This is a genomic window from Acinetobacter sp. T_3_1 (assembly GCF_025377055.1).
Classification (GTDB): Bacteria; Pseudomonadota; Gammaproteobacteria; order Pseudomonadales; family Moraxellaceae; genus Acinetobacter; species Acinetobacter kookii.
Map to the genome: position 1 here is coordinate 85,843 of NZ_JACHVD010000001.1, position 23,771 is coordinate 109,613.

The 23,771-nt window shown below is 43.7% G+C and carries 25 protein-coding genes and 1 tRNA gene; 16 read left to right on the forward strand and 10 right to left on the reverse strand.

Annotated features, from left to right (window positions below; translation table 11 throughout):
• Positions 1–51: 51 nt before the first annotated feature.
• The 8 genes from moaA to H4I94_RS00250 all read left to right on the forward strand — a co-directional run bounded on the left by moaA (position 52) and on the right by H4I94_RS00250 (position 6,301).
• Positions 52–1,104: a GTP 3',8-cyclase MoaA gene (moaA, locus tag H4I94_RS00215; RefSeq protein WP_131274262.1), complete on the forward strand. Its 1,053-nt coding sequence runs from the start codon at positions 52–54 to the stop codon at positions 1,102–1,104.
• Between the two features lies 1 nt (position 1,105).
• Complete coding sequence (locus tag H4I94_RS00220) at positions 1,106–1,357, forward strand: MoaD/ThiS family protein (RefSeq protein WP_131274261.1); 252 nt, start codon at positions 1,106–1,108, stop codon at positions 1,355–1,357.
• A gap of 1 nt (position 1,358) precedes the next feature.
• Positions 1,359–1,907: a molybdenum cofactor biosynthesis protein MoaE gene (locus H4I94_RS00225; protein ID WP_261180898.1), complete on the forward strand. Its 549-nt coding sequence runs from the start codon at positions 1,359–1,361 to the stop codon at positions 1,905–1,907.
• An 84-nt stretch (positions 1,908–1,991) separates the two neighbouring features.
• On the forward strand, positions 1,992–2,915 hold the full coding sequence (gene moaCB / locus H4I94_RS00230) for a bifunctional molybdenum cofactor biosynthesis protein MoaC/MoaB (protein WP_261180899.1): 924 nt from the start codon (positions 1,992–1,994) through the stop codon (positions 2,913–2,915).
• Positions 2,912–4,153, forward strand: coding sequence for a molybdopterin molybdotransferase MoeA (locus H4I94_RS00235; RefSeq protein WP_261180901.1), 1,242 nt, complete (start codon positions 2,912–2,914; stop codon positions 4,151–4,153). The genes moaCB and H4I94_RS00235 overlap by 4 nt, the downstream gene beginning before the upstream one ends.
• A gap of 14 nt (positions 4,154–4,167) precedes the next feature.
• Positions 4,168–4,926 (forward strand): molybdate ABC transporter substrate-binding protein, encoded by a 759-nt coding sequence (gene modA / locus H4I94_RS00240; protein WP_261180902.1) that lies wholly within the window; start codon positions 4,168–4,170, stop codon positions 4,924–4,926.
• A gap of 33 nt (positions 4,927–4,959) precedes the next feature.
• Entirely contained in the window at positions 4,960–5,643 is a 684-nt protein-coding gene (gene modB, locus H4I94_RS00245; RefSeq protein WP_131274257.1) for a molybdate ABC transporter permease subunit, read from the forward strand.
• 1 nt (position 5,644) lies between these two features.
• Entirely contained in the window at positions 5,645–6,301 is a 657-nt protein-coding gene (locus H4I94_RS00250) for an ATP-binding cassette domain-containing protein (RefSeq protein ID WP_261180904.1), read from the forward strand.
• 82 nt (positions 6,302–6,383) lie between these two features.
• Here H4I94_RS00250 and H4I94_RS00255 read toward each other — a convergent pair whose 3' ends face one another.
• The 5 genes from H4I94_RS00255 to H4I94_RS00275 form a co-directional block, all read right to left on the reverse strand.
• Entirely contained in the window at positions 6,384–6,770 is a 387-nt protein-coding gene (locus tag H4I94_RS00255; RefSeq protein ID WP_092819349.1) for a carboxymuconolactone decarboxylase family protein, read from the reverse strand.
• Between the two features lie 295 nt (positions 6,771–7,065).
• On the reverse strand, positions 7,066–7,518 hold the full coding sequence (locus tag H4I94_RS00260; protein WP_131274254.1) for a universal stress protein: 453 nt from the start codon (positions 7,516–7,518) through the stop codon (positions 7,066–7,068).
• 284 nt (positions 7,519–7,802) lie between these two features.
• Positions 7,803–7,878 (reverse strand) — tRNA-Gly (locus tag H4I94_RS00265).
• A gap of 65 nt (positions 7,879–7,943) precedes the next feature.
• A complete protein-coding gene (gene cysS / locus H4I94_RS00270; RefSeq protein ID WP_261180906.1) occupies positions 7,944–9,365 on the reverse strand; it encodes a cysteine--tRNA ligase in 1,422 nt (473 codons plus the stop codon).
• Between the two features lie 345 nt (positions 9,366–9,710).
• Positions 9,711–10,406, reverse strand: a complete 696-nt coding sequence (locus H4I94_RS00275; protein ID WP_261180907.1) for a DUF1826 domain-containing protein — start codon at positions 10,404–10,406, stop codon at positions 9,711–9,713.
• Positions 10,407–10,676: 270 nt separating this feature from the next.
• Here H4I94_RS00275 and H4I94_RS00280 point away from each other — a divergent pair, with 270 nt between their 5' ends.
• The 8 genes from H4I94_RS00280 to H4I94_RS00315 all read left to right on the forward strand — a co-directional run bounded on the left by H4I94_RS00280 (position 10,677) and on the right by H4I94_RS00315 (position 16,430).
• Positions 10,677–11,654 carry a KpsF/GutQ family sugar-phosphate isomerase gene (locus H4I94_RS00280; RefSeq protein WP_261180908.1) on the forward strand — a complete coding sequence of 326 codons (978 nt, stop codon included), beginning with the start codon at positions 10,677–10,679 and terminating at the stop codon, positions 11,652–11,654.
• A 3-nt stretch (positions 11,655–11,657) separates the two neighbouring features.
• Positions 11,658–12,197, forward strand: a complete 540-nt coding sequence (locus H4I94_RS00285) for a KdsC family phosphatase (protein ID WP_092819354.1) — start codon at positions 11,658–11,660, stop codon at positions 12,195–12,197.
• Positions 12,198–12,238: 41 nt separating this feature from the next.
• Positions 12,239–12,787: an LPS export ABC transporter periplasmic protein LptC gene (gene lptC, locus H4I94_RS00290; RefSeq protein ID WP_092819355.1), complete on the forward strand. Its 549-nt coding sequence runs from the start codon at positions 12,239–12,241 to the stop codon at positions 12,785–12,787.
• Entirely contained in the window at positions 12,771–13,337 is a 567-nt protein-coding gene (gene lptA, locus H4I94_RS00295) for a lipopolysaccharide transport periplasmic protein LptA (protein ID WP_261180909.1), read from the forward strand. The genes lptC and lptA overlap by 17 nt, the downstream gene beginning before the upstream one ends.
• Positions 13,337–14,083 carry an LPS export ABC transporter ATP-binding protein gene (gene lptB / locus H4I94_RS00300; RefSeq protein WP_131274062.1) on the forward strand — a complete coding sequence of 249 codons (747 nt, stop codon included), beginning with the start codon at positions 13,337–13,339 and terminating at the stop codon, positions 14,081–14,083. The genes lptA and lptB overlap by 1 nt, the downstream gene beginning before the upstream one ends.
• Positions 14,084–14,244: 161 nt before the next feature.
• Positions 14,245–14,844: an IMPACT family protein gene (locus H4I94_RS00305; RefSeq protein WP_131274061.1), complete on the forward strand. Its 600-nt coding sequence runs from the start codon at positions 14,245–14,247 to the stop codon at positions 14,842–14,844.
• A complete protein-coding gene (locus H4I94_RS00310; RefSeq protein ID WP_131274060.1) occupies positions 14,837–15,454 on the forward strand; it encodes an acyltransferase in 618 nt (205 codons plus the stop codon). The genes H4I94_RS00305 and H4I94_RS00310 overlap by 8 nt, the downstream gene beginning before the upstream one ends.
• A 133-nt stretch (positions 15,455–15,587) precedes the next feature.
• Positions 15,588–16,430 carry a universal stress protein gene (locus H4I94_RS00315; protein WP_092819360.1) on the forward strand — a complete coding sequence of 281 codons (843 nt, stop codon included), beginning with the start codon at positions 15,588–15,590 and terminating at the stop codon, positions 16,428–16,430.
• Between the two features lie 142 nt (positions 16,431–16,572).
• Here H4I94_RS00315 and H4I94_RS00320 read toward each other — a convergent pair whose 3' ends face one another.
• The 5 genes from H4I94_RS00320 to H4I94_RS00340 all read right to left on the reverse strand — a co-directional run bounded on the left by H4I94_RS00320 (position 16,573) and on the right by H4I94_RS00340 (position 23,730).
• Entirely contained in the window at positions 16,573–17,238 is a 666-nt protein-coding gene (locus tag H4I94_RS00320; RefSeq protein WP_131274073.1) for an O-methyltransferase, read from the reverse strand.
• A 135-nt stretch (positions 17,239–17,373) separates the two neighbouring features.
• Complete coding sequence (locus H4I94_RS00325; protein WP_092819361.1) at positions 17,374–18,087, reverse strand: D-Ala-D-Ala carboxypeptidase family metallohydrolase; 714 nt, start codon at positions 18,085–18,087, stop codon at positions 17,374–17,376.
• A gap of 143 nt (positions 18,088–18,230) precedes the next feature.
• The gene (gene fdxA / locus H4I94_RS00330; RefSeq protein WP_067729501.1) at positions 18,231–18,554 is read right to left on the reverse strand and encodes a ferredoxin FdxA; all 324 of its coding nucleotides are present in this window, start codon (positions 18,552–18,554) and stop codon (positions 18,231–18,233) included.
• A gap of 200 nt (positions 18,555–18,754) precedes the next feature.
• Positions 18,755–21,394: a DNA mismatch repair protein MutS gene (mutS, locus tag H4I94_RS00335; protein ID WP_261180911.1), complete on the reverse strand. Its 2,640-nt coding sequence runs from the start codon at positions 21,392–21,394 to the stop codon at positions 18,755–18,757.
• 326 nt (positions 21,395–21,720) lie between these two features.
• Positions 21,721–23,730, reverse strand: coding sequence for an esterase/lipase family protein (locus tag H4I94_RS00340; protein WP_261180912.1), 2,010 nt, complete (start codon positions 23,728–23,730; stop codon positions 21,721–21,723).
• Positions 23,731–23,771: the final 41 nt, after the last annotated feature.

Genomic DNA, 23,771 nt, shown 5'->3' on the forward strand with positions numbered 1-23,771 from the left:
CGCACAATAGGTGTGCAGTTACCACCAGATGTCTGAAGATGGATGTTCAACATGAATATGATGACAGAGCTTGAAACAGATGCGCGATTTGTCGATCAGTTTGGTCGCAGCAAGCGCAAATTGCGAATTTCAGTGACCGACCGCTGCAATTTCAAGTGTGTCTATTGCATGCCGGAACATCCTGAATGGATGAAAAAACATGATTTGCTGAGTTTTGAGCAGCTCTATCAATTTTGTGATTTTATGGTGCGTCGTGGCATTGAATCTATTCGCATTACCGGCGGAGAGCCTTTAATGCGTCAAGGGGTGGTGCACTTTATTGCTCAACTGCAAAACTTAAAAAAGCTTGGGCTAAAACGCATTTCCATGACCAGCAATGCCCATTATTTAAAACAGTATGCTGCCGCGTTAAAACAAGCCGGACTAGATGATCTGAATATCAGTCTGGACAGTCTGGATACGCATCAATTTAAACAGCTGACACAAAAAGAGTTATCTCCCGTACTTGAAGGAATTCATGCGGCCCAAGCGGTAGGTCTGCCAATCAAGATCAATTGTGTATTGATGAACGGGATCAATGACAATCAAATTCTGCCTTTGGCACGCTGGTCGGTTCAGCAAAAAATTATGCTGCGTTTTATCGAATTTATGCCCCTGGATGGTGACCGTAAATGGTCATCAGAACATGTGGTCAGCGAACAGCAGATTTTAGATAGCCTGAGTACGGAATTTACTGTAATTCAACAGCCAGGTGACTCGTCACGCTCCAGTTCAGAGCCGGCACGACAGTATTTTATGGATGGCCATCCGCTTGGAATCATATCCACCATTACCAATTCATTTTGTGGAACTTGCGATCGCGTCCGTTTAACCGCACAAGGTGAATTTTATAACTGCCTGTTTGCTCCTCAAGGCCTGAATCTAAAAACTGAAATTAAAGCCCTGAGTTGTTCTGAGCCTTTGAGTGAGCTGAGCTTGCATGCCGTGTTATCCAAATATATCTGGAACAAAGAATCAGGTTATCACGCCATCGCACAACGTTTGGAAAATCAGCGCATGAATAAAAGCAGCCGAAAAATCAGCATGCACATGCTTGGAGGTTAAGATGCCACAGATCAAAATTAAAATTGAGGCCTTTGGTGCGGTAGAACGCCAGTTACCGGAAAATCTGGAAATGATGTGCAGTCCATACAGCACGGTTGCTCAGGTATTGGCTCAAGTAGGGCAAGATTATCCGGCAGCGTTTGCCATGATTGAACGCTGTGCCTGTGCCATCGGTGAAGACATTATTTCACGCCAGACGCAATTAAGCATCGACAGCAGGCTAGTGCTGTTATCGCCAGTGGCAGGAGGCTGAAATGACATTATTGAAAACATTTTGCAGAATTCAGGATACTGCCTTAAGCTTGGACAGTTTTGACCCGATTGAACACTTTCCCGAGTGTGGGGGAATTGGCGTGTTCATCGGAACCGTGCGTAATCATCATGAAGGTAAAGCGGTTAAAGCGCTAAAATATACCTCCTATGCACCCGTGGCGGAAAAAATGATCCGTCAGATCGAACAGGAGATTCAGGCCAAATATGCGGTGTCCTATGTTCGGGTGATTCACCGAATTGGGGCTTTGGCTATTGGTGAAAAAGCCATTATTGCCATGGCCTATGCGGCCCATCGACGCGAAGCCTTTGCTGCCTGTGAGGAAGCGGTGGAACGGGTCAAACATGAAGTGCCGGTATGGAAAGAGGAATTTTATCTGGATGGCAGCAGTCAATATGTAGAAGGCTGCTGTATCCGTAAAGATACAGCGGAGCAGGTGAATGTCCATCATCATGCAGATAAACAATATACAGATAAACAATATACAGATAAACAACCTGCACACGGTGATCATGCCCATTGCCATCATTAAAAACAGTTTCATCTACTGAGTGAACCCAGGTAGATGTCAGTCAACAGCAATATTTAAAGTAAAAATGAATTCAGGAAATATGCAATGAAAAATGTCGGGATGAAAGCAGAAAGTTACCGGACTGCAGTAGCCACAGGGATTCTGTATGCGCCGCCACATTGCATTGAATTATTACGTCAAGGCAATACTGAAAAAGGCGATGCCTTGAAGACTGCACGGATAGCAGGCATTTTAGCTGCGAAACGCACCGATGAGCTGATTCCACTGTGTCATCCGCTGCCGATTTACCGTGCCGATGTGGAATATGAGCTGTTTAATGCTCATGTCGAGATTATTGCAACCGTAGAAACCATCGGTCCGACCGGGGTGGAAATGGAGGCCTTAACCGCAGTCAGTCTGGCCGGTTTAACCTTGTATGACATGTTGAAACCGCACTGTGAACCGGAAGATTTATGCCTGGATCAGGTCAAGTTACAAAAGAAAAAAGGCGGCAAATCCCATTTTACCCGTGTATTAAAAGAAGCACTGCCTGCGTCAATCATTGTGCTGTCCGATACCGTGGCTGCAGGAAAGAAACCGGATACGGCCGGACAGAATGTGCGGGAAATTTTGCAGGAAGCCAATTTTAGCGATATTGCTTACCATGTCATTCCTGACAGTCCGGAACAATTACTGGCCTTGATTGAACAGCAAAAAAATGATTATCCGCTAATTTTAACCGTTGGGGGAACGGGTCTGGGACCAAAAGATTTAACCGTGGAAACCCTGCAGCCTTTATTAAAACGTGAAATTCCCGGACTGATGGAAGCCTCGCGCAGTTTTGGCCAAAAACGAACGCCTTATGCAGCTTTAAGTCGCGGTGTAGCCGGTTATATTGATAACAGTCTGGTAATGACTTTGCCGGGTAGCCGTCAGGGGGCGAAAGAATCTTTGATTGCAGTCTTGCCGGCATTGGTACATTTATTTGATGTGCAGAAAAATATTCCTCATCCAGGGGGGTACCAATGAATAGCATCATGTCTGGATGTGGAGCAGAGCATGGCCTGATTACGGTAGATCAGGCCCTGGATTTAATTTTGCAGCATACTCAGGGACTGGCCACGGAAAGTCTGGAGTTAAATGGGGCTTTAAACCGCTATTTGGCGCAAGAGGTTTATTCTGCTATTAATCTGCCCTTATTTTCGCAAAGCGCTGTAGATGGCTATGCAATTTGCGCCCAATCTGCCATTGAGCCGCATAGCGAATTTAAACTGATCGGTGAAGTTCAAGCCGGACATTCGTCCGAATTACAACTTAAGGCAGGGCAAGCCGTACGGATTTTTACTGGCGCCAAAATTCCCTATGGAACCACCACGGTGGCACGTCAGGAAATCGTCAAGCTCATCGATTCAGGCAAAATCGCAATAGTCGAAAACCTGCATGCTCATGCCGATATTCGCAATGTGGGTGAAGAAATTTCGGTTGGACAATTATTGGCCCACAAAGGGCAGTTCCTTTCAGTCGGCGCAATTGCATCCTTAAGTATGGCAGGCATTCAAAAGGTTGAAGTTTTTCGCTATCCCCAAGTTGCAGTGGTCATTACGGGAGATGAAGTCGCGAGCAGTATCGAGGATTTTGCAGCAGGAAAAATTTTTGATGCCAATGCTCCCCTGATTCAGGCCTGGTTTCAAAATGCAGGACAGCAGGTTGAAATTTTCCATGTGGCTGATACAGAAGATGCCGTGAAAGCCTTAATCCAGGAATTATCGGAAAGCCATGAGGTGATTTTAACCACCGGTGGCGTATCTGTTGGCGATTATGATTTTATTCGACCGGTAGCCCTCGATTTGGGTTTTGAACAGCTGTTCTGGAAAGTGAAACAAAAGCCGGGCAAGCCGATGTTATTTGCAGAATTAACACGCCCTGATCGCACACGTTGTTATCTGCTTGGACTGCCGGGCAATCCGGCAGCAGTTTATGTAGGCATGCAAATTTATACTTCAACCCTGTTAAGGGCTTTGCAAGGACAGAAACAGCAACCGGACTGGTTTAGCGCCGTGTTGACCCATGAGCTAAAAATGGATAGCCGAGAACGTTTTTTAAGAATGTCGGCCAGTTTTGATCAGGGACTGCTCAAAGTCCGGAGCTTGTCCAAACAGCAGTCACATATGCTGAGCAATTTAATGCAGGCCAATTGTTTGGTCAGGATTCCTGCGGGAGCTGCTTTATCTAAAGGGCAAATCGTGCAAGGTCTGTTTATTCACTGATAAGGAAAATGCCGATGAAAAAATCCCTGTTTTTAGCAGCGTGTTTGTCAGTTACATTTTCCTCTACCTATGCAGGCACGGTAAAAATCTACGCAGCAGCCAGTCTGAGTAATGCCCTTAACGATATTAAAAAAATGTATGCAAAGCAGCACCCGAAAACGGATGTTGTAGCGGTATTTGGTGCATCCTCAGCGCTGGCCAAACAGATTGAAGCTGGTGCCAGCAGTGACCTCTTTTTCTCTGCAGATCTGGACTGGATGAATTATCTGATTAAAAAGCAATTCATTCATCACAACAGGGCCAAGCCCGTATTGTTCAATCAGCTGGTGGTCATTAGCCCGAAAAATTTAAATATTGCATTTAAGCCACAGCCCAATTTTAATTTTGCCCAAGCCTTTAAAGGGCATTTATGCACAGGACAAATGGAGTCTGTACCTGCGGGTAAATATGCCAAACAGAGTTTGACCAAGCTGAATTGGCTGGCTCAGCTCAAAGGTCGCATTGTGGGGACGGATGATGTGCGTTCAGCCTTGGCTTTTGTCGAACGTGGTGAATGTGAGGTGGGCATTGTTTATAAAACGGATGCATTTATTAGCCAGAAAGTGAAAATAATCGGAGCCTTCCCGGCAGATTCGCATCATCCCATTATTTATCCGATTGCCTTGACCAAACAGGGCGAGAAAAATTCAGAGGCAACCCAGTTCGAAAAATTTGTGAAAAGCAGTCCACAGGCAAAAAGCATCTTTGAAAAATACGGATTTCGCATGAATTAATCCATAAATCAACCATACGGAGATCGCCACGCAATGTTCAGTCCCGAAGAACTGAGTGCCTTATATCTTTCGGCAAAAGTCGCCTTCTGGGCAACGGTCATCTGTTTACCGTTTGCAGTGGCTTTGGCCTGGACATTGGCACGCCATGAATTCAGGCTGAAATTTTTGCTTGAAGCATGTTTGCAATTACCAATGGTGCTGCCGCCTGTGGTCTTGGGCTATTTACTGTTGCTGCTGTTTGGCAATAAAGGCTGGATTGGACAATATCTGAATGCGCTCGGGATTGAACTGGCCTTTAACTGGAAAGGGGCGGTACTGGCATCAATGATTGTGGCATTTCCCTTGATGGTGCAGCCGATTCGCCTGTCTTTTCAATTGATTAACCGGCAATTAGAACAGGTGGCCGGCTCGTTGGGGGCAAGCCCGTTCAGGGTGTTTTGCAGTATTAGCCTGCCTTTGGCACTGCCGGGCATGCTGATCGGGAGCATCCTGTGTTTTAGCCGAAGTCTGGGAGAGTTTGGTGCCACCATTACCTTTGTCGGTAATATTCCAGATGAAACTCGCACCATTCCAATCGCGATTTATTCCTTGCTGCAACAACCCAATGGCGAAGAATTTGCCATGCGGCTGGTGGTCTTATCTTTATTTCTGGCATTTTCAGCCCTGATTGTGAACTATTTTATTTTGCAAAAATATCAACGGAAATTGGGAGCCTGATATGTTGAAATGTGATTTTCTCTATCAGCATGGTGATTTCAGCCTGAACGTTGAACTGGAGATGCAGCAGCAACTGTTAGGCATTGTCGGAGCATCAGGGAGTGGCAAGAGTACCTTGCTAAAAAATATTGTGGGTTTGCTCAAGCCACAACAAGGCTATATCCAGTTGAATGAACAGCTGTTAATGGATACCCGGCAGAATATTTATATCCCGATGTATCAGCGCAAAATCGCTTTAATTTTTCAGCATGCCTTGCTGTTTCCACATATGAATGTGCAGCAGAATCTACGCTATGCAGAGAAATTAATAGATAAGTCAGAACGAAAGTTCCAGTTTGATGACATTGTCGAATTGCTGGATTTGACTGACTTGATACAACGTAAGGCCCATCAGCTTTCTGGTGGGGAAGCACAGCGGGTCTCGATTGGGCGGGCACTGTTATCTTCACCCCATTTATTGCTTCTGGATGAACCCTTAACAGGACTGGACCGGAGCTTAAAACAGCAAATTTTACCGTTTTTTAAACGGATAAAAGAGGAGCTGGATTTGCCAATGATTTATGTCACGCATCATCCCGAAGAACTGGAATACCTGGAAGCGGAAACTTTGCAGTTAAGTCAAGGCCAATTACAGCGCAATTCAATTGATTGCGGTTGAATCATAGCGTCAACAATAAAAAATAGCCTAAGCAATTTAAATGCTAAACTGCTTAAACCATTTCTATAAATATCAAAATAAATTATTCAGTTTTTTGATATTCATTGATGACTTCAAGTGCAGCACGAAAGGCTTCCTGGGTGGCAGGAGCGCCACAGTAGGGCAAACTGTGTAATAACACTTCCTGAATTTCTTCTACTGTTGCACCGTTATTGAGTGCACCACGAACATGTCCCTTAAGTTCTGTGGGGCTTTTTTGTGCGGTTAAAAAAGCAATGGTGATCAGTGAACGATATTTACGTGGAAGAACGCCTTCGCGTTGCCAGGTTGAACCCCAGGCATGTTCATTAATCCAGTCCTGTAAAGGCTGGGTAAAGGGTACCGTATTGTCCTGCGCACGTTTTACGAAAGCTTCGCCCATGACTTCGGTGCGAACTTTTAAACCATTTTCAAAATCTTGTTGTGACATGTTTTGCTCTTTGAATGTCTATAAAAAATTGTGAACAAAGTTTATGTCTTAATCACGTTTATGCGTATAGGTTTATGGTCGTAGTTTGATGTTTTTTATAGGATCTGCAAGATGATTTCTTGGCTCATGTCTATGTTTTTAAATGCTAATCTAAGTGTTTAAAAAAGAGTACAGCAATAAGGTCAGCTGAGCAGAACACAAATCCTTAAAAGACAGTTTTTAAGTCCAATTGCGTGAAAGCCATTAACTCAGAAGTGATAGGTTAATGGCATAAGAACAAGGCAGAGTAAAAGGGTTATTGGGTATGTTTAACCACAAGTACAGGAACATGACTGGCGGTTAGAATATCTTGGGCAATACTGCCAATGAAGGTTTTTTTCAAACCAGTTCGGCCATGCGATCCAACCACAATCAAATCGGCCTTTAGTTCATCGGCAAGTTCAGCAATGGCCTCACTGGGAGATTGCTTGGCCAAAAGCTTGGTTTCTGCTGGAATACCTGCTTCGGAAAATCTGGCACCTAGCTCGGCCAATATATTTTTAGCATGAGCTTGAGCTTCCATAAAATAATCAGTGACGCCGGGAACATTTTTATAAAAACTGACACTGGTTAAAGGATCAATAATCACTACGCTCACAATGGTCACTTTACTGCCAAAAGCTTTGGCTAACACCATGGCCTGATCAGCTGCGGCTACGGCAATGGGCGAGTCATCGACAGAAACTAGAATGTGCTGGTAATACTCCATGATGCTGTCCTCTTGTTTCAATATTATTATTTGTTCAAAGCTTAACATAGCCGGAATGTGGAAAGGAAAAAGGATAAAAATGTATCTTTATGATTTATTATCGAGCCTGTAAATTATTTTAATTAATTTTCTAAACCATCTATGCGATGGCAAACGATCTTGTGTATTTTACTAAGAAGTTTAAGTGGAACTATCATTATAGGTTTGGAGTATATTCAGCTTAAAACTTAATGAGATTAATAAATAAAAAAGCCCAGATCAATTGATCTGGGCTTTTCGTATTCTGGAGCGGGAAAGGAGACTCGAACTCCCGACCCCAACCTTGGCAAGGTTATGCTCTACCAACTGAGCTATTCCCGCAATATGGAAGTGAATTATAGAGAGTTTCTTTTAACTGTCAACTCTTTATGCTTCCAAATGATTAATTAATCAGCACGACGCCAAATAGTGCCTTGACGTGTATCTTCCAGAACCACGCCTTGGTCCAGTAAAGACTGGCGAATTTCATCAGCCTTGGCAAATTCTTTGGCCTTTTTCGCATCTTTACGCTGCTGAATCAAATCTTCAATCTGTTCTTCAGATAAACCTAATGCTTCCTGACCAATATCAGACTTCAAGAAGTCATCAACATTGTGCTGAACCAGACCCAGAATATTGGTAAGGTGACGTAAAGTTGAATAATAAACCGCTGCCTGCTCCTGGTTTTCGTCTTTCACTGCACGGTTGAGTTCTTTGTTGATTTCAAACAGTACAGCAATGGCTTCTGCTGTATTGAAGTCATCACGCATAGCAGTATTAAAACGTTCAACCAATGCATCATCCAGAGTTTCTACGGTTTTTTCACCGTAGACCTGCTGATAAGCCTTAAATGAATGATAGAAACGAGAAAGGGCTGTTTTGGCTTCTTTTAATGCCACATCCGAGAAGTTCACCGGACTACGGTAATGTGATGAGACAATAAAGTAACGGATCACTTCTGGGTGGAATTTTTCCATCACATCACGGATGGTAAAGAAATTGCCAAGTGACTTCGACATTTTTTCGCCATCAACATTAATGAAACCGACATGCATCCAGTAATTCACATACTGTTCATCTGTGGATGCTTCAGACTGTGCAATTTCATTTTCATGGTGCGGGAACATTAAGTCTGAACCGCCACCGTGAATGTCAAAATGATTGCCTAGGCAGCAAGTTGACATTGCCGAACATTCGATATGCCAGCCCGGACGGCCATTGCCCCAAGGTGAAGCCCAAGACGGTTCATTTTCTTTGGCATGTTTCCACAGCACAAAGTCAAATGGATGTTTTTTCTCTACTTCAACATCAACGCGTTCAGATGCACCGGCCTGCATATCTTCCAGTTTACGGCCTGAAAGACGGCCATATTTGGCAAATTTTTCCACTTCAAAATACACATCACCATTTGATGATGGATAAGCAGTGCCTTTATTGACTAGGTTACCAATCATGCTTTGCATCTGGTCAATGTAATCTGTCGCACGTGGAGCTTCATCTGGATGTAGGCAACCCAAGTTTTCAGCATCTTCATTCATCGCTTGAATGAAACGATCCGTTAAAGCTGTAATGCTTTCCCCATTTTCATTGGCACGTTTAATAATTTTGTCGTCAATATCGGTAATGTTACGTACGTATTTTACATTCCAGCCCTGACTGCGCAGGAAACGGATAATGTAGTCAAATGCAACCATCACTCGAGCATGCCCAATATGACAGTAGTCATATACGGTCATACCGCAGACGTACATGTCGATATGACCTTCTTTACGAGGTACGAATTCTACTTTTTTACGTTGCTCTGAGTTATATAGAACAAATGGCTGCATAGGTCTTCTAAGATGCTTTTACAAAAGATGGCTCATCTTAACCTAAGCATTTTTTTTCATAAAGTTAAAACGAAAAAATGCAGAAGTTTTTTAGGGAATATAAAACTCGATATGAAAATTTAATGTCATTACTTATGGCTTAAGAAAGCTCACTGCTCATGAAAATAATCAGCGACACCTGAAAATAACAATTGAGCAATCAAAACGGTTGTATAGCGGGAATGTGAGTTCATACGTACCGATCTGTCCCGTTTCTTAGAGCATTCAAGAGCAGAGCATTGAATAAACAGACAGATGGGACATCCAGATTTTATAGCTCAAGTGAGCTCTCTATCTCATCAATATTTAACAGATCAAGAGAAGTCTATATTCACCCGCTTCAGCAGGCGCTCTATGCACACAAGGCAAAACGGGCTGCGTTGGATGAACCACAGCCAAACGCCAAAGATGTCCCTGGCCTAAATTGATCGGTGTTGCATCCGCTTTGGGTGCATAATGCAAATCAAAGAAATATTCTTCCAGGAAATTTTCGAACTCGGCTTCTGGACCATCATGTAAGTCTTTCAGCTTTGCTCTTATTTCGGGAATCAAAATCTTTTGCTCAACCTGATCATTTGGCAAAATATCACTGGCACAACCAGCATAAGTACATAAAAAAGTATCGGTTTCTATGGGTGAGCGGTCCACGTGATAGGAATACACATCTGTTGCAATGAAATCCAGCTCTTCATCCCGTTCATAACTTTTAAGTAAATTAAGAGATGGGGAGGCTCCGAAATCGGTTAATAGCTGGATATCTTTTAAGATCACTTCCCGAGCCAGATGACCTTGTTCTGAAAGTTGCAGCGCTAAAAGATCTTCCACAGAAACTTCTGTAATATTCTCTTTTAATTCAAGTTTAGTCACGATTTCTTTAAAATCACCAGCCAGATTTCTATACCAGCACATGGCATTTATATTTCCTTGAAACTTGGAATTGACCAGTTCAGGAAAAGTGGCAACCACACCAATTTGCTTGTGATCAGAAAGCGTATTTTTCATATGAGAATTAAATAATCAACCAAGTCTAATAATATACACTCAGCTTTACATAAATGCAGAATGATTCATGACACATGACCTGAAGAGAGTAAGGATGAAGTTCGCAATAAACCTAGGTTCACTCACCATAATTTCTGCACAATTATTGAAATCTTGTAATTTAGAAACGTGACATTTGCATAGATATGATAAAATTGCGAAAATTATTTTTTGCTTGATTGAATCAACTCTGTATAGAGTAAAGGTAAACCTATTTTGAACCCACCAAATATGCCAAATCAAATAGACTTTCAAAAAGTTGCATTAGAAACTTTGCGTATAGAAGAACAAGCACTGGAAATATTGGCAACACAAATTGATGATCGTTTTAGTCGTGCCTGTGAAATCATCTTGAAGTGTCGAGGGCGTTTAGTCATTACCGGTATGGGGAAGTCAGGGCATATCGGCCGTAAAATGGCAGCAACCTTTGCTTCTACAGGTACACCGTCATTCTTTATGCATCCAGGTGAAGCGGGACATGGCGATTTAGGCATGCTGGTTCCTGGCGATGTGCTGATTGCCATTTCTAACTCGGGCAAGAGTGATGAAATCATGATGCTTATGCCATTAATCAAGCGTCTGGAAATTCCTCTAATTACCATTAGTGGCGACAACAAAGGCCCTATGCCGCAAAATGCCGATGTGGCCTTAACTTTGGGGAATATTCAGGAAGCCTGTCCACTGGGTCTGGCACCGACCTCAAGCACCACGGCAACTCTGGCTTTAGGCGATGCCTTGGCGGTTGCCTTGCTGGATGCACGTGGTTTTACTGCTGATGATTTTGCGCTGTCTCATCCAGCCGGTGCATTAGGTAAACGCTTGTTGTTACATGTCGAACACCTCATGCACACAGGTACAGAATTGCCAAAAGTCTCTCCAGATACACCAATGAATCAGGTTTTATACGAAATTTCAAACAAACGCCTAGGTTTAACCACAATTGTCGATCAAAATGACGTTCTATTGGGTATTTTTACTGATGGCGATTTACGTCGTTTAATTGATAAACAACAAGGCTTTGATGTGAACTTGCCGGTTTCTGAGGTCATGACTAAAAATCCATTGACCATTTCGCAAGCGGCACGTGCCGTTGAAGCCCTAGAGCGCATGAACGAAAAGAAAATTAATCAATTTGTTGTAGTAGATAGTGCAAACAAAGTCATTGGCGTGATTAGCATGCATGACCTGATTCAAGCCGGGGTAAATTAATAAATGGCATCTTATATTTTATTGGAACAGGCGCGCCATGTTGAAGCTTTGGTTCTTGATGTCGATGGAATTCTGAGTGATGGTTTTGTCACCCTGACCAATACCGGGGATGAAATCAAGTCTTTTGATATCCGTGATGGCTTAGGTATGAAACTCGTACAGAAAGCCGGTGTAAAAGTCATTATTATTACTGGACGTAAAAGCAATATTGTGGAAAAGCGCATGTCTGACTTGGGTGTAGACCTGGTTTTTCAGGGCCGTGAAGATAAAGGCACCGCATTACGAGAAGCCTGTGCCCAATTGAATGTTGCGCCAGAAGACTGTTTATATATGGGTGATGACTGGCCTGATCTTTCGGCATTTGCCATTGCCGGTATGAAAGTGACTGTTCCGAATGGTCATGTCGAAGTTCGACGCCGTGCTGACCTTGTCACTCAGGCTATGGGTGGCCGTGGTGCAGTGCGTGAAATCTGCGACATGATTCTGACGGCCAAAGGGGCTTATGAACAGCTGCTTGAAACCTATACCGCTGCCCCACATTAATTGTTAAACAATTCATTGAATTTGAGTTAAGTGCCACACTTATGGATACAAAAGTTTTATACCTGACTGCTATAGCAATTGCAGCTATAAGTGGTGGTTACTACTATTACAGTGGTAAGGGCAACAAGCTTGAGGTTGATTCAGCCAGAAGCATGACCTATTCCGCTGAAAAAATTAATCTGACTCAAACCGATGACAACGGTAATTTGTATGCCCGTGCTCAGGTCGACCGCATGGAACAGGACATGCAAAAGGAAACGGCCAAACTGGAAAACCTGAATGCCTCGCTGTATAAAAATGGCGCAGTTGATGCCACTTTTTATGCCAAAGTGGCGAACAGTTATGATGACAATCAACGGGTGGTTCTGTCGGGAAATGTCGTGGCGACCAAGTTGATGCCACAGGGCAAAATGCAGTTTCAGACCCAGGAATTAACCGGATATCCCGAAACCCGGGAAATTGAGACAGATAAACAGGTCAATGTGCAATCTCCGCAAGCTGAATTTGTAAGCCAGGGTCTGAAAGCCAATCTAAATGACGGTCAATACGAATTTTTTAATATTCGAGGAAAATATGAACCACAATCTTAAGCTTACATTGTCTAAAACTTTGCTTAAACAGGCAGCTTTAGCCGGTTTGGTTGTATTCTCGTCGGCAGCGGCGTTTGCCATTCCATCTGACCGAAATCAGCCTATTTCACTGGTTGCTGACCGTGCTACCTATAATGAAAAATCCGGGGTGACGACCTATAGCGGGAATGTCATCATCGAACAGGGCACCATGAGATTGCAAGCCAACTCTATTGTTGCCAATCTGAACAGTCAAAAACAGATCAGTAGCATTACGGCGACAGGCGGTCCGGCACGTTTTCAACAACAAATTGATGTCAATAAAGGCTTGGCAAAAGGTCAGGCGCAGAAAATTGTTTATAATGCCCAAACTGGCATTATCACCTTGTCTGGCAATGCATTTTTACAGCAGGATGGGGCAAGTATCCGCGGTAATATTTTGAAATACAGCATGAATAAGGGCGATGTTGAGGCAACGGGCACACCAAACAGTACCGGTTCATCTTCAGGTCGCGTACAAATTGTTATTCCGCCATCTAGCTCAAAATCATTCCCGGGAGCACGTGATTAATGGATCAATCGCTAAATCAACCCCAAACCTTGTGTATTAAACATCTGGCAAAAAACTATAGTAAAAGATGGGTGGTCAAGGATGTTTCTTTCCAGATGCAGAGTGGGCAGATTGTAGGCCTGCTTGGTCCAAATGGTGCAGGTAAAACCACAAGTTTCTATATGGTGGTGGGTTTGGTTCGAATGGACAAGGGCGAGATTCACTTGGATGATCTTGATTTGTCTGACTTGGCCATGCATGAGCGTGCGCGTAAGGGTATTGGTTACTTGCCGCAAGAAGCTTCCATTTTTAGAAAACTGACGATTTCTGAAAATATTATGGCGATTCTTGAAACCCGTAAGGATTTGAACAAACAGCAGCGTCAACAGCGTTTAAATGAATTGCTGGCTGACTTTAAAATCAGTCATATTAAAGATTCACTGGGGATGAGTGTGTCCGGTGGTGAACGCCGCCGTGCAGAAATTGCCCGTGCTTTGGCTGCCGATCCTAAGTTTATGCTGCTGGATGAACCTTTCGCCGGGGTCGATCCTATTTCTGTCGGGGACATCAAAGATATTATTCGTAATCTTAAAGACCGTGGAATTGGGGTGCTGATTACCGATCATAACGTCCGTGAAACTTTGGCGATTTGTGAGCATGCCTATATTGTTAGTGAAGGTGCGGTAATTGCAGAGGGTACACCGCAAGAAGTGCTTGCAAATGATACTGTGCGTAAAGTCTATTTGGGTGAAGACTTTACCGTTTAATTAAAGTTTAATCAGAATGATCTAATCTTATAAATTACAGTATCATTTAACTTACAATACTTTTTTAATTTAAAAACCTTCTTTTATAGAAGGTTTTTTTGTATCTGCAATCCATTCAAAACAGGCTATACTGCCGTTGTGTTGTTATTTATTCCAGATTTATGCCATTTACCATTGCCTCATCCGTTACTTTTGAAGAAGACATTAAGAAAAGTCGCTTTCAGGCGATTGCTGCTCCTGTAGAAAATGAACAGGCAGTAAAAGATTTTTTAGAACTGCATAAAGATATCACCACCACACATCAGTGCTGGGCATGGAAAATTGGCCACAATGTCCGTTTTAATGATGCTGGAGAGCCGTCCGGCACAGCAGGCCGACCGATTCTGGCCACGATTGAAGGCAATGAATTGACCAATGTCATTGTTCTGGTCAACCGCTGGTATGGTGGTATTAAACTGGGAACTGGCGGTCTGGTTCGCGCCTATGGCGGTTGTGCCGGGCAGTGCCTGTTACTGGCGGAAAAAATTGAGCTGATTGAAAAGAAAAAAATCAGTTTTGCCTGCCAGTTTAATGAGTGGGCTATTTTTCAATATGAGCTGAACCAGCAACACATTGAATTTCAGGAACAATATACAGCCACAGGCGTACAGGTCGAAGCCCTATTACAAGTCCACCAGATTCAGCCTTTGGCACTGAAAATACAGGATGTGACCCGCGGGCGCGAACAACTCAAAATTATAGAAGAGCCTGAACATGACTGAGCAAGACCCGCTTTTAAAATATCGTGAACAGCATAAGCACCGTTTGAATTACATGCCTTGGCTGTACTGGTCATTAAAACCGAAAAATCGCGGCTGGGCAGAACAGTGGCAAAAAGAATATCAAGCTTATTTGATGGAAATGGAAACTGTCGAAATTGGTGAAAATTGTTTTATTTCACCGCTGGCCCATATTTTTGCCGAGCCGGGCCGGAAAATAACGATTGGCGATAATACCTTTATTGCCGCAGACTGTACCTTGCATGGCCCTTTAGAAATTGGCAATGAAGTGGCCATCAACCATCACTGCATTCTGGATGGTGGACGTATGGGCATCAAGCTGCATGACCAGGTGCGTATGGCGGCATACTGTCATTTATATGCCTTTGACCACGGCATGGAGCTTGCACAGCCCATTTACCAGCAACCGGTACGTTCTCAGGGTATCGAGATTGGGCAGGATGTGTGGCTGGGCGCGCATGTCGGTGTCAAAGATGGAGTAAAAATTGATGCTCATGCCATTGTGGGCATGAATAGCATGGTCACAAAAAATGTTGAAAAGGCGACTATTGTTGCCGGGAATCCGGCGAAGTTTATTCGTCATCGGGATTAAAAAATCCAATAAAATGAAGATGAATCAGCCAGTAAGTTTAATTACATAAAAGCATGCACAGTGGTGAAGAGTTATGCTAAGTTAAAAATAACAATTAGACTTAAAGCCTGTATAGGCGAAAAGCGAGGCGAAAATGAAACGTGTAATCGCTTGTATTGATTCTTCTCCATGCGTAAATGCAGTTGCCGAAGCTGCAGCATGGGTCGCAAAGCAGACACAACGTGAATTGGTATTATTACAGGTTTTAGACTATTACCCAGCAAGTTATCATTTGGGTGAAATCAGTGGGGTGATTGGTTTTGAAAGTAATGCAATGTTACTGAAAGAACTGGCAGAACTTGAACAGAAACAAAGTGAACTGGCACTGGATTACAGCAATAATCTTTTAAACCATATTTCTGACATGATTCAGCAGAAATATCAGATCAGCGCCTCGCATCTTCAGGAAAAAGGGGATTTCCTGGAACAAAGTTTTCATGTGCTTAAAGAAGATGACATTGCCATTATTGGCCGGGTCGGAGAGCGTTCTGCGGAACGTAACAAACCGATAGGCAGTAATGTGGAAAATTTTATCCGTGGCGCAAAATGTACCATCATGACTGTCGGGGAACAGTTTAAGCCACCCACACGATTCATTTTTGCCTATGAATATTCACCGACCTGCGTCAATCTGATGAAACGTGTCGCGCAAAGTGATTTACTCAGATTATTGCAATGTCACCTGCTATATGTAGGTGATCATCCGGAAATATTGAATGAGCCTTCACAGTATTTACGTGATGCCGGAATGGATGTGGTGACTGAATACCGTTATGGCGATGTCTCGGAAAATATACTGGAATACCAAAGCGAACACGGCATACAACTGATATTGCTCGGTGCATTTAGTCACAGTAAAATTCGCCAGTTCTTTTTGGGAAGCGTGGCAACCAGTATCTTCCGAAATTCAACCGTACCCTTACTGGTGGTGAAATAAGTTCATCCGCACTTGATCGGTGTGATGAATAATTATACATAGTTATCCGCATAACTTGTGGATAACTATATGGACAGTATTTGTAAGTTATTAATAAAAAAATAGAAAAACAAAAAGACTGTTTTTTAACCTTTGTGTCATATTATTTCACTATGGCCAGGGCAAATCCATCATGGCCTTTGCTGCCAACGGTTTGTAATGCGGTACAGGAGAGAATTCGAGGATGGTCTTGCAAGGCTGCAAACATATCGCGAATGCCCTCAATACTTGGTTTGTGATTGTCAGGATTAATGATCTCACCAGCGCGAATCACATTATCCAGCACAATAATGGTCCCTGAATGGGACAGGTTTAAGCTGAGTTCTAGATACTCTGCATAGCTTTGTTTGTCGGCATCAATAAACACAAAGTCAAAGGGCTCAAAATCGGCAGGTAATGCCTTTAATACGTCTGCAGCACGACCGACTTTAAGATCAATGGTCTGCGGAAGTTTGGCACGATCAATGTTTTCCTGACCCAAAGCTGCATGGGTATCACGACCTTCAATGGTCAGGATGTAGCCATCTTCTGGCAGGGCACGAGCCAGCCACATGGTGCTGTAGGCAGCAAAAGTACCCAGTTCAAGCACGCGCTTGCATTTGTTCATCTGAATCAGCATTTGCAGCAGCATGCCCTGATTGGGCGCGACGGCGAGGTGATCTGGAAAACCTTTATCTTCAGTGTTTTTTAATGTCTGTAGCAGAATGGGGTCTTCTGGAATTAAATGTGCATCGATGTAAGCATCAATCTCTGTCCACATTTGTTGCATAGTCTGGTCACCTGTGTTGCGATGCATGCATTTTAAACCTTTCCATTCAGAGTGCAATTTATCGTTTTGATTTATTGAAATGAGGACAATAAAAAAGAGATCTATATGATCTCTTTTTTACCGCAATACACGGTTTTAAAAATTACACATCGAGCTGTGGCGTGACAGGTCTGGTCCCCAGGTACGGTAACCTTGGGTATCAATATGGATTTGACCAGAAGCATACAAGCCCAGCCCCATATTCAGGCTTTGTCCGTACTGGGCCCAAAACTGGCATAATTTAAATTTGGTGTTTTCAATAAAAGCAAAATCTTCAGCTTGGGGAACTGCAGGCCCAATGCGAAAATCGATTGCCGAATTGAATAAGTGACGTGATGAATTTGCTCCACCGGCACACTGGTTAAGCGGCAAATCCCGATAAACGGAGGTCACTTCAAAGTCGGTAAGTACTTTGGCGGCAACCAGATATTTAAAGACGCGTAAGGTTGCAATTTGATTGTTCCACAATTCACGATTTGGAATCATGTATTGGGCACGGCCACATTTTTGCCAGTCACGCGCAGAACGCAACAATTCAAAACTCGGAATAATATTGCCGACCCCATTGCGTTCCAGAAAACTTTCATATTCACGGACACGATGTAAATTATCGCCGATGGCAATCCATGAATTATAAACATAAGGTACTGTTTTAGGTGGAATTGGGCGCTCAAGGCTAATGCGTTCTTGAGGAATGAAGATCCGTTTTCCATCGGGTATTTGCCCTTGTTTATGAGGAGATGTGCTACATCCAATCATGACAAGTGGGACTAGGCTTAAGCCCAGTAAGCCCTTTAAAACATGCTTCATTATAGAAATCAAATATTTATAAATACGAGCTATTTTAATCCAATTTGAAGGATAAAATTTGAAAATATTGCAATCAAATGTTTTTTTAAGTATAAAAAAAGATCAGCATTTGCTGATCTTTTTTTGCAAGTCCAGGAACAGTCTTATTTTTCCAGATACTGTAACTTGTCTGTTTTACCGTTCCATTCTTCACGATCGGCAGGCTGGTCACCAATTTGAGTGATATTTGGCCATTTTTGCGACAGTTCAGCATTCAGTTCAATAAAGACTTCCTGACCTTCAGGTAACTCATCTTCCGAGAAAATAGCATTTGCCGGGCATTCAGGTTCGCATAATGCACAGTCAATACATTCATCTGGATTAATCACGAGGAAATTTGGACCTTCGTAGAAACAATCTACCGGACAAACTTCTACGCAGTCTTGGTATTTACATTTAATACAATTTTCAGTGACAACAAAGGTCATGGCGACAGCTACCTAAAAAATATGGTTCTAGTTACTCTTGCTGTATTTTAGGCAAAAATGCGGCTAAGTAACAATTGCTTTTATTGATATTTATTATATATAAGGCTGTTAATTTTAATAAAAATTGAATATTTATTTAAATATATGTAGTAAATGAAAAAGACTTCTATTTAGAAGTCTTTTTCTGGCACAGATTTAAATTAGCTTTCCAGGGCATCTTTTAAGGCATAAATCTGTTGCAAGGCTTCGCGAGGAGAAAGATTATCCACATCCAGCGACCTTAACAGATTCAGTGCAGGCACATCTTTTTCAATTTCCACTACACGTTCAATAACTTCTACAGCTGGTTCATCGATTGCGCTAAACAGATCATTCTGTATCACTTTATTGACCTGTTGCTGCTGCTGCTTTTCCAGAATCTTCAAGCGGTTTTGCGCCTCTTTGATTACGCTGGCAGGAATACCGGCCAGTTTTGCCACCTGTAAGCCATGACTTTGACTGGCAGGGCCATGCTGAACCTTGTGCAGCAGGATTAAATTACCGTTCAGTTCCTTGGCCGTGACATGATAGTTATCAATTCCCGATTCCTTGCCCAGTTCAGTGAGTTCAAAATAATGCGTGGCAAACAAGCACAGGCATTTAATCCGTTTGCTCAGGTCAATTACACAGGCCCAGGCCAACGACAGGCCATCGTAAGTACTGGTTCCGCGTCCGACCTCATCCATTAGCACCAAAGACTGATTGGTGGCATGATGCAGAATTTGCGAAGTTTCGGTCATTTCCACCATAAAGGTCGATTTACCGGTGGATAAGTCATCTGCTGAACCGATACGGGTAAACACCCGATCAATCGGGCCTAATACTGCGGACTTGGCAGGTACATAGGAACCGCAATAGGCCAGTAAACTGATCAGCGCGGTTTGGCGCATAAAGGTCGATTTACCACCCATATTCGGCCCGGTTACAATGGCCATACGGTGATTGTAATCTAAGCTGGTGTCATTCGGAGTAAAGGCGGTTTTGCTTAAGGCTTCCACCACCGGGTGCCGGCCTGCCACAATTTTGACCCCAATTTCAGGGCTGAATTCTGGACGGGACCAGTTGCGTAAACGCGCCTGATGGGCAAAATTGGCCAGCATGTCTATCTGTGCAATCGCGCTGCTCATCATTTGTAAATTGCCGATGTCCTGACGTAATTCATCCAGCAGCATTTCAAACAGCATTTTTTCACGCGCAAGGGCACGTGATTCACTCGACAAGACTTTATCTTCAAAAGATTTCAGTTCGGGCGTGATATAGCGTTCGGCATTTTTCAAGGTCTGACGACGGATGTAATGATCCGGTGCCTGCTCGGCTTGGGCGCGGGTCAGTTCAATATAGTAGCCACTGACCCGATTATAGCCAATTTTCAGGGTTGAAATGCCGGTGTTGGCACGCTCTTGAGCTTCCAGATCAATCAGGAACTGGCCCGCATGATCGCGGATTTTACGCAGCTCATCCAGTTCACTGTCAAAGCCTTCTGCAATGACATTGCCATCACGGAGTAATACTGGTGGATTTTCGACAATCGCAGACATCAGGCGTTGATGCAGGCCATGAAAATCCCCCAGTTCATCCGTCAGTTGCTGAATCAGACCGGATTGCTTGGCTTGTACCATTGGCTGAAGGGCATGACGCAAGAAAGGAATTTGCGCACAGGCCTGACGTAACTGTACCAGATCACGTGGACGTGCACTGCCTAAAGCGACACGACTCAGCACGCGTTCAATATCACTGATCTCTTTAAGGACTAGGCGAATCGGTGCTTCATGATAACCACCCAACATGGCGGCAATGGCATCCAGACGGGCATCCAGTATTTTGGTATCACGCAAGGGCTGCATCAGGGTACGGCTCAGCAGTCGAGCGCCCATGGCAGTCTGGCAGTCATTAATGAGTTGGAACAGGGAGGTTCCATGTTCGAATAACGGTTCCACTAGTTCCAGATTGCGACGCGTGACCGGATCTAAAGCAATAAAGTCACTGCTTTGTTCCAACTGAATGGAGCGAATATGTGGCAGTGCAGTCTTCTGGGTTTCTTTGGCATAATGGATCAGTGCCGCTGCCGCTGCTTTGGCCAGCGGTAAATGATCAATTCCAAAACCGGAAAGGGTCGCTACTGCAAACTGATCACATAAGGTTTTTTGTGCATTGTTCAGGTTGAAATCGACATTGGGGCGGCGCGTCACAGGGCAGTCGAGTTGCTTTTTTATTTGCTCGATAATATTCGGATCGACAATATCTTCATCTACCACAATTTCACTAGGCATTAAGCGTGAAAGCTCAATTGCGAGTTGCTCCTGTTGAAACTCCTGTTGCTGTACTTTGAAAATACCGGCACTCAAATCCAGCAGTGCGATACCAATCTGCCCCTGATGTAAGCACAGTGCAACCAGATTGGAAGACTGATGACTGTTCAATAATGCATCATCGGTCAGGGTGCCCGGAGTGATGATACGTACCACACCGCGTTCAACCGGACCTTTACCACCGGTCACTTCGCCCAGCTGCTCGCAAATGACCACGGTTTCGCCTTTTTTCACCAGGCGGGCCAAATAGCCTTCAGCGGCATGATAGGGAACGCCTGCCATGGGAATCGGTTCACCATTGGCCTTTCCGCGGTGGGTTAAGGTAATCCCCAATAATTTGGCGGCTTTATGGGCATCGTCAAAAAACAGTTCATAAAAGTCACCCATACGATAGAACATCAGGGAGTGCGGATGCTGCATTTTGACGCTCATGTACTGCTGCATCATCGGGGTTAAAGTGGAAAGATCAGCCATGATTTCCGGGTAACTCATTGAGGTAAAATCCTTAAATATTTAAATACATCGAATCGTTAAAAAACTTGGCTGTCTCACCAATTTTAAATTTATGCATGAAACGCTCATCGTAAAATCCTCGACGCTGGCTTGAGTGTTATTGTTATTTTCAAGCCCACCCGAGCTATGAAAAAACGGCGTTTCAGTCGCTCAGACATCTTACCAAATTTGCATGAATTGCGAAAAATGCTTTGCAGTAAATGGATAAAAATTAGAAGAACAGTGTTATGCGGGCATAGCAGGGGCATCGACCGGCAATGAAAATGAGGCTGCCGGTCGATGTGGCTGGAAAACTCAAGCGGACATTAAGGCTGATGCAGGCCAAGCTTGGTCAGATGCAGACGCAAGATACGACGCAATTCTAAAACGGCTTCCGGTGTTTCCTGAATGGAATGCCCCCCCTTAATAATTTTTTCCGAAACGGCACCCTCCAGATGGGCACTCTTATAACGTACCACGTCATCCGTGATCACATTGATATCGCGACTATCGGTGATATTGCCAATAATGGAATGAAAGGCCAATCCTTGACGCGGGCTAATGTCTTTGCTCAGTTCAATAAACTTGGACTGATAACTTAAATCACTCGGCCCATTTTGAATCAGGCCATGATCGATCTGCTGTAACAGTTCTTTGAGGTCCAGGTCCTGAGTTTGTATGCTATCGCTAATCGCAGAGAGGAAAGCACCGGGAATACGGATGATTTTACGTGCTGCCTTGGTAAACCAGCGATCGGCATAATCGGTTCCCCGATGCGGAGTGGCCAGAAAAATCGCACGGGAGAAATTAGGAATGTCCTTGATGACCAGACGCTGCGAAATAATCGGTAATTTCTGAAACTTGTTTAACTGACGATTATTCATCATCGATAACGCTTTTTTGGTCACGTCTGCATCACTGACCAAAAGCCGGGCAATAATGCCGCCCATGCTATGTCCAACCAGCACTGCATCTTTTTTGGCCGGGGCATTGGCATCGACCTGCGCAAAGGCTTGGGTCAATAGGGCATAAATCTGGAAGCGGCTTTCCATAATCGGCATATTGGTTGAATAGAACACCTGCCAGACCTGAAAATTTTCCCGCAGTACCGTGTCACCCATAATGTCGTTCGTCAGACGAATCCATGCTTCGGGACTACTGGCCAGACCGTGGATTAAGACAATCACTTTTTTATTCGGATTATACGGCTCCAGCATGTATAAATGCGGCATGGTGAGATGGTCATCTCGATCAATCAGGGTTAAATAGGCTGCCCGACCGAGATTGTTCTGTGCCAGCCATAAGCCATAAGGCGTAGAAAAGTTTCCAGCCAGAGGATAGGTCTTGCCGGCCATATTGACCTGATCATATTTGTACGGATCAAAGGCTTTTATTTCAAATTCTGCATTATTTAAAATGTCTTCTACGCTGCTGGCCGCTTTGGGCTGTGCGGTCAGGGTTGCAGCCAAATAGCGGGCCTGATGAATATTCGGATTGACGCCGTTTTTGTAGCTGAAATTCATCGGGTCGATAATATATTTATTTTTCCCTTCGCCGATATCATCCTTGACCTGCGGTAGAACCAGGACAAATTCTGAACCAAAACCATCACGACGGTTAATGGAGCGTAAACCTGAAAAATTCAGGTTATAACTGGAAAGCAGCTGCTCGATTTTCTGATTTTTGAGCTGTGGATAGTAATCAAAGTTGATCTGATAAATACTTTTGCCGACCTTGACCTGCGGCTCAACTACAGTAGGTTTATGCCGCAAGGCATAAGCAGTTACCAGTTTGGCCAGTGCCAGATTATAAAAATCACGTATTTGCACCTGCCGGTTGTCAAAAATCCGGTCTTTGGGCTGACGTTTGGTTTTAAACATGTAGGCATAGCTGTAGCGGATGCTTTTATCCAGCATATACAGTTGCTGATCCAGACATTTATCATAGGTCAGTTGTTGCTGTTTCTGTTTTTCTTCGGATCGGGTGCTGGTTAAGGTACCGGTTTTACACTCAGAAGAATTTTCAAATTCCAAGGCTTTGGCCAGGTAGATTTCGCTGGAGGTAGAGAGCAGCTGTTCGTCCTGAATTTGCGGAATCTGTTGCAGTTCCTGAATACACTGGTCGGGTTGGTCGGAACAGATTTTAGCTTCACGACCGGTCATGGACAGTACATTTAAACTGGCTTCACTCAATTTATTGCGGGTAAGAATACTTTCACGTTCATTGGCAATCGTGACATTAATGCCTTGGCTTTTGACGCTCACAATTTGGCACCCAGTGAGCAGGTAACTACTCAGCAGCGAGGCAAATAAAACTTTATATATTTGTTTTGGCATAAAGATGGTCTACGTGAGTATTTGTTTGAGTTTTTCTTCAT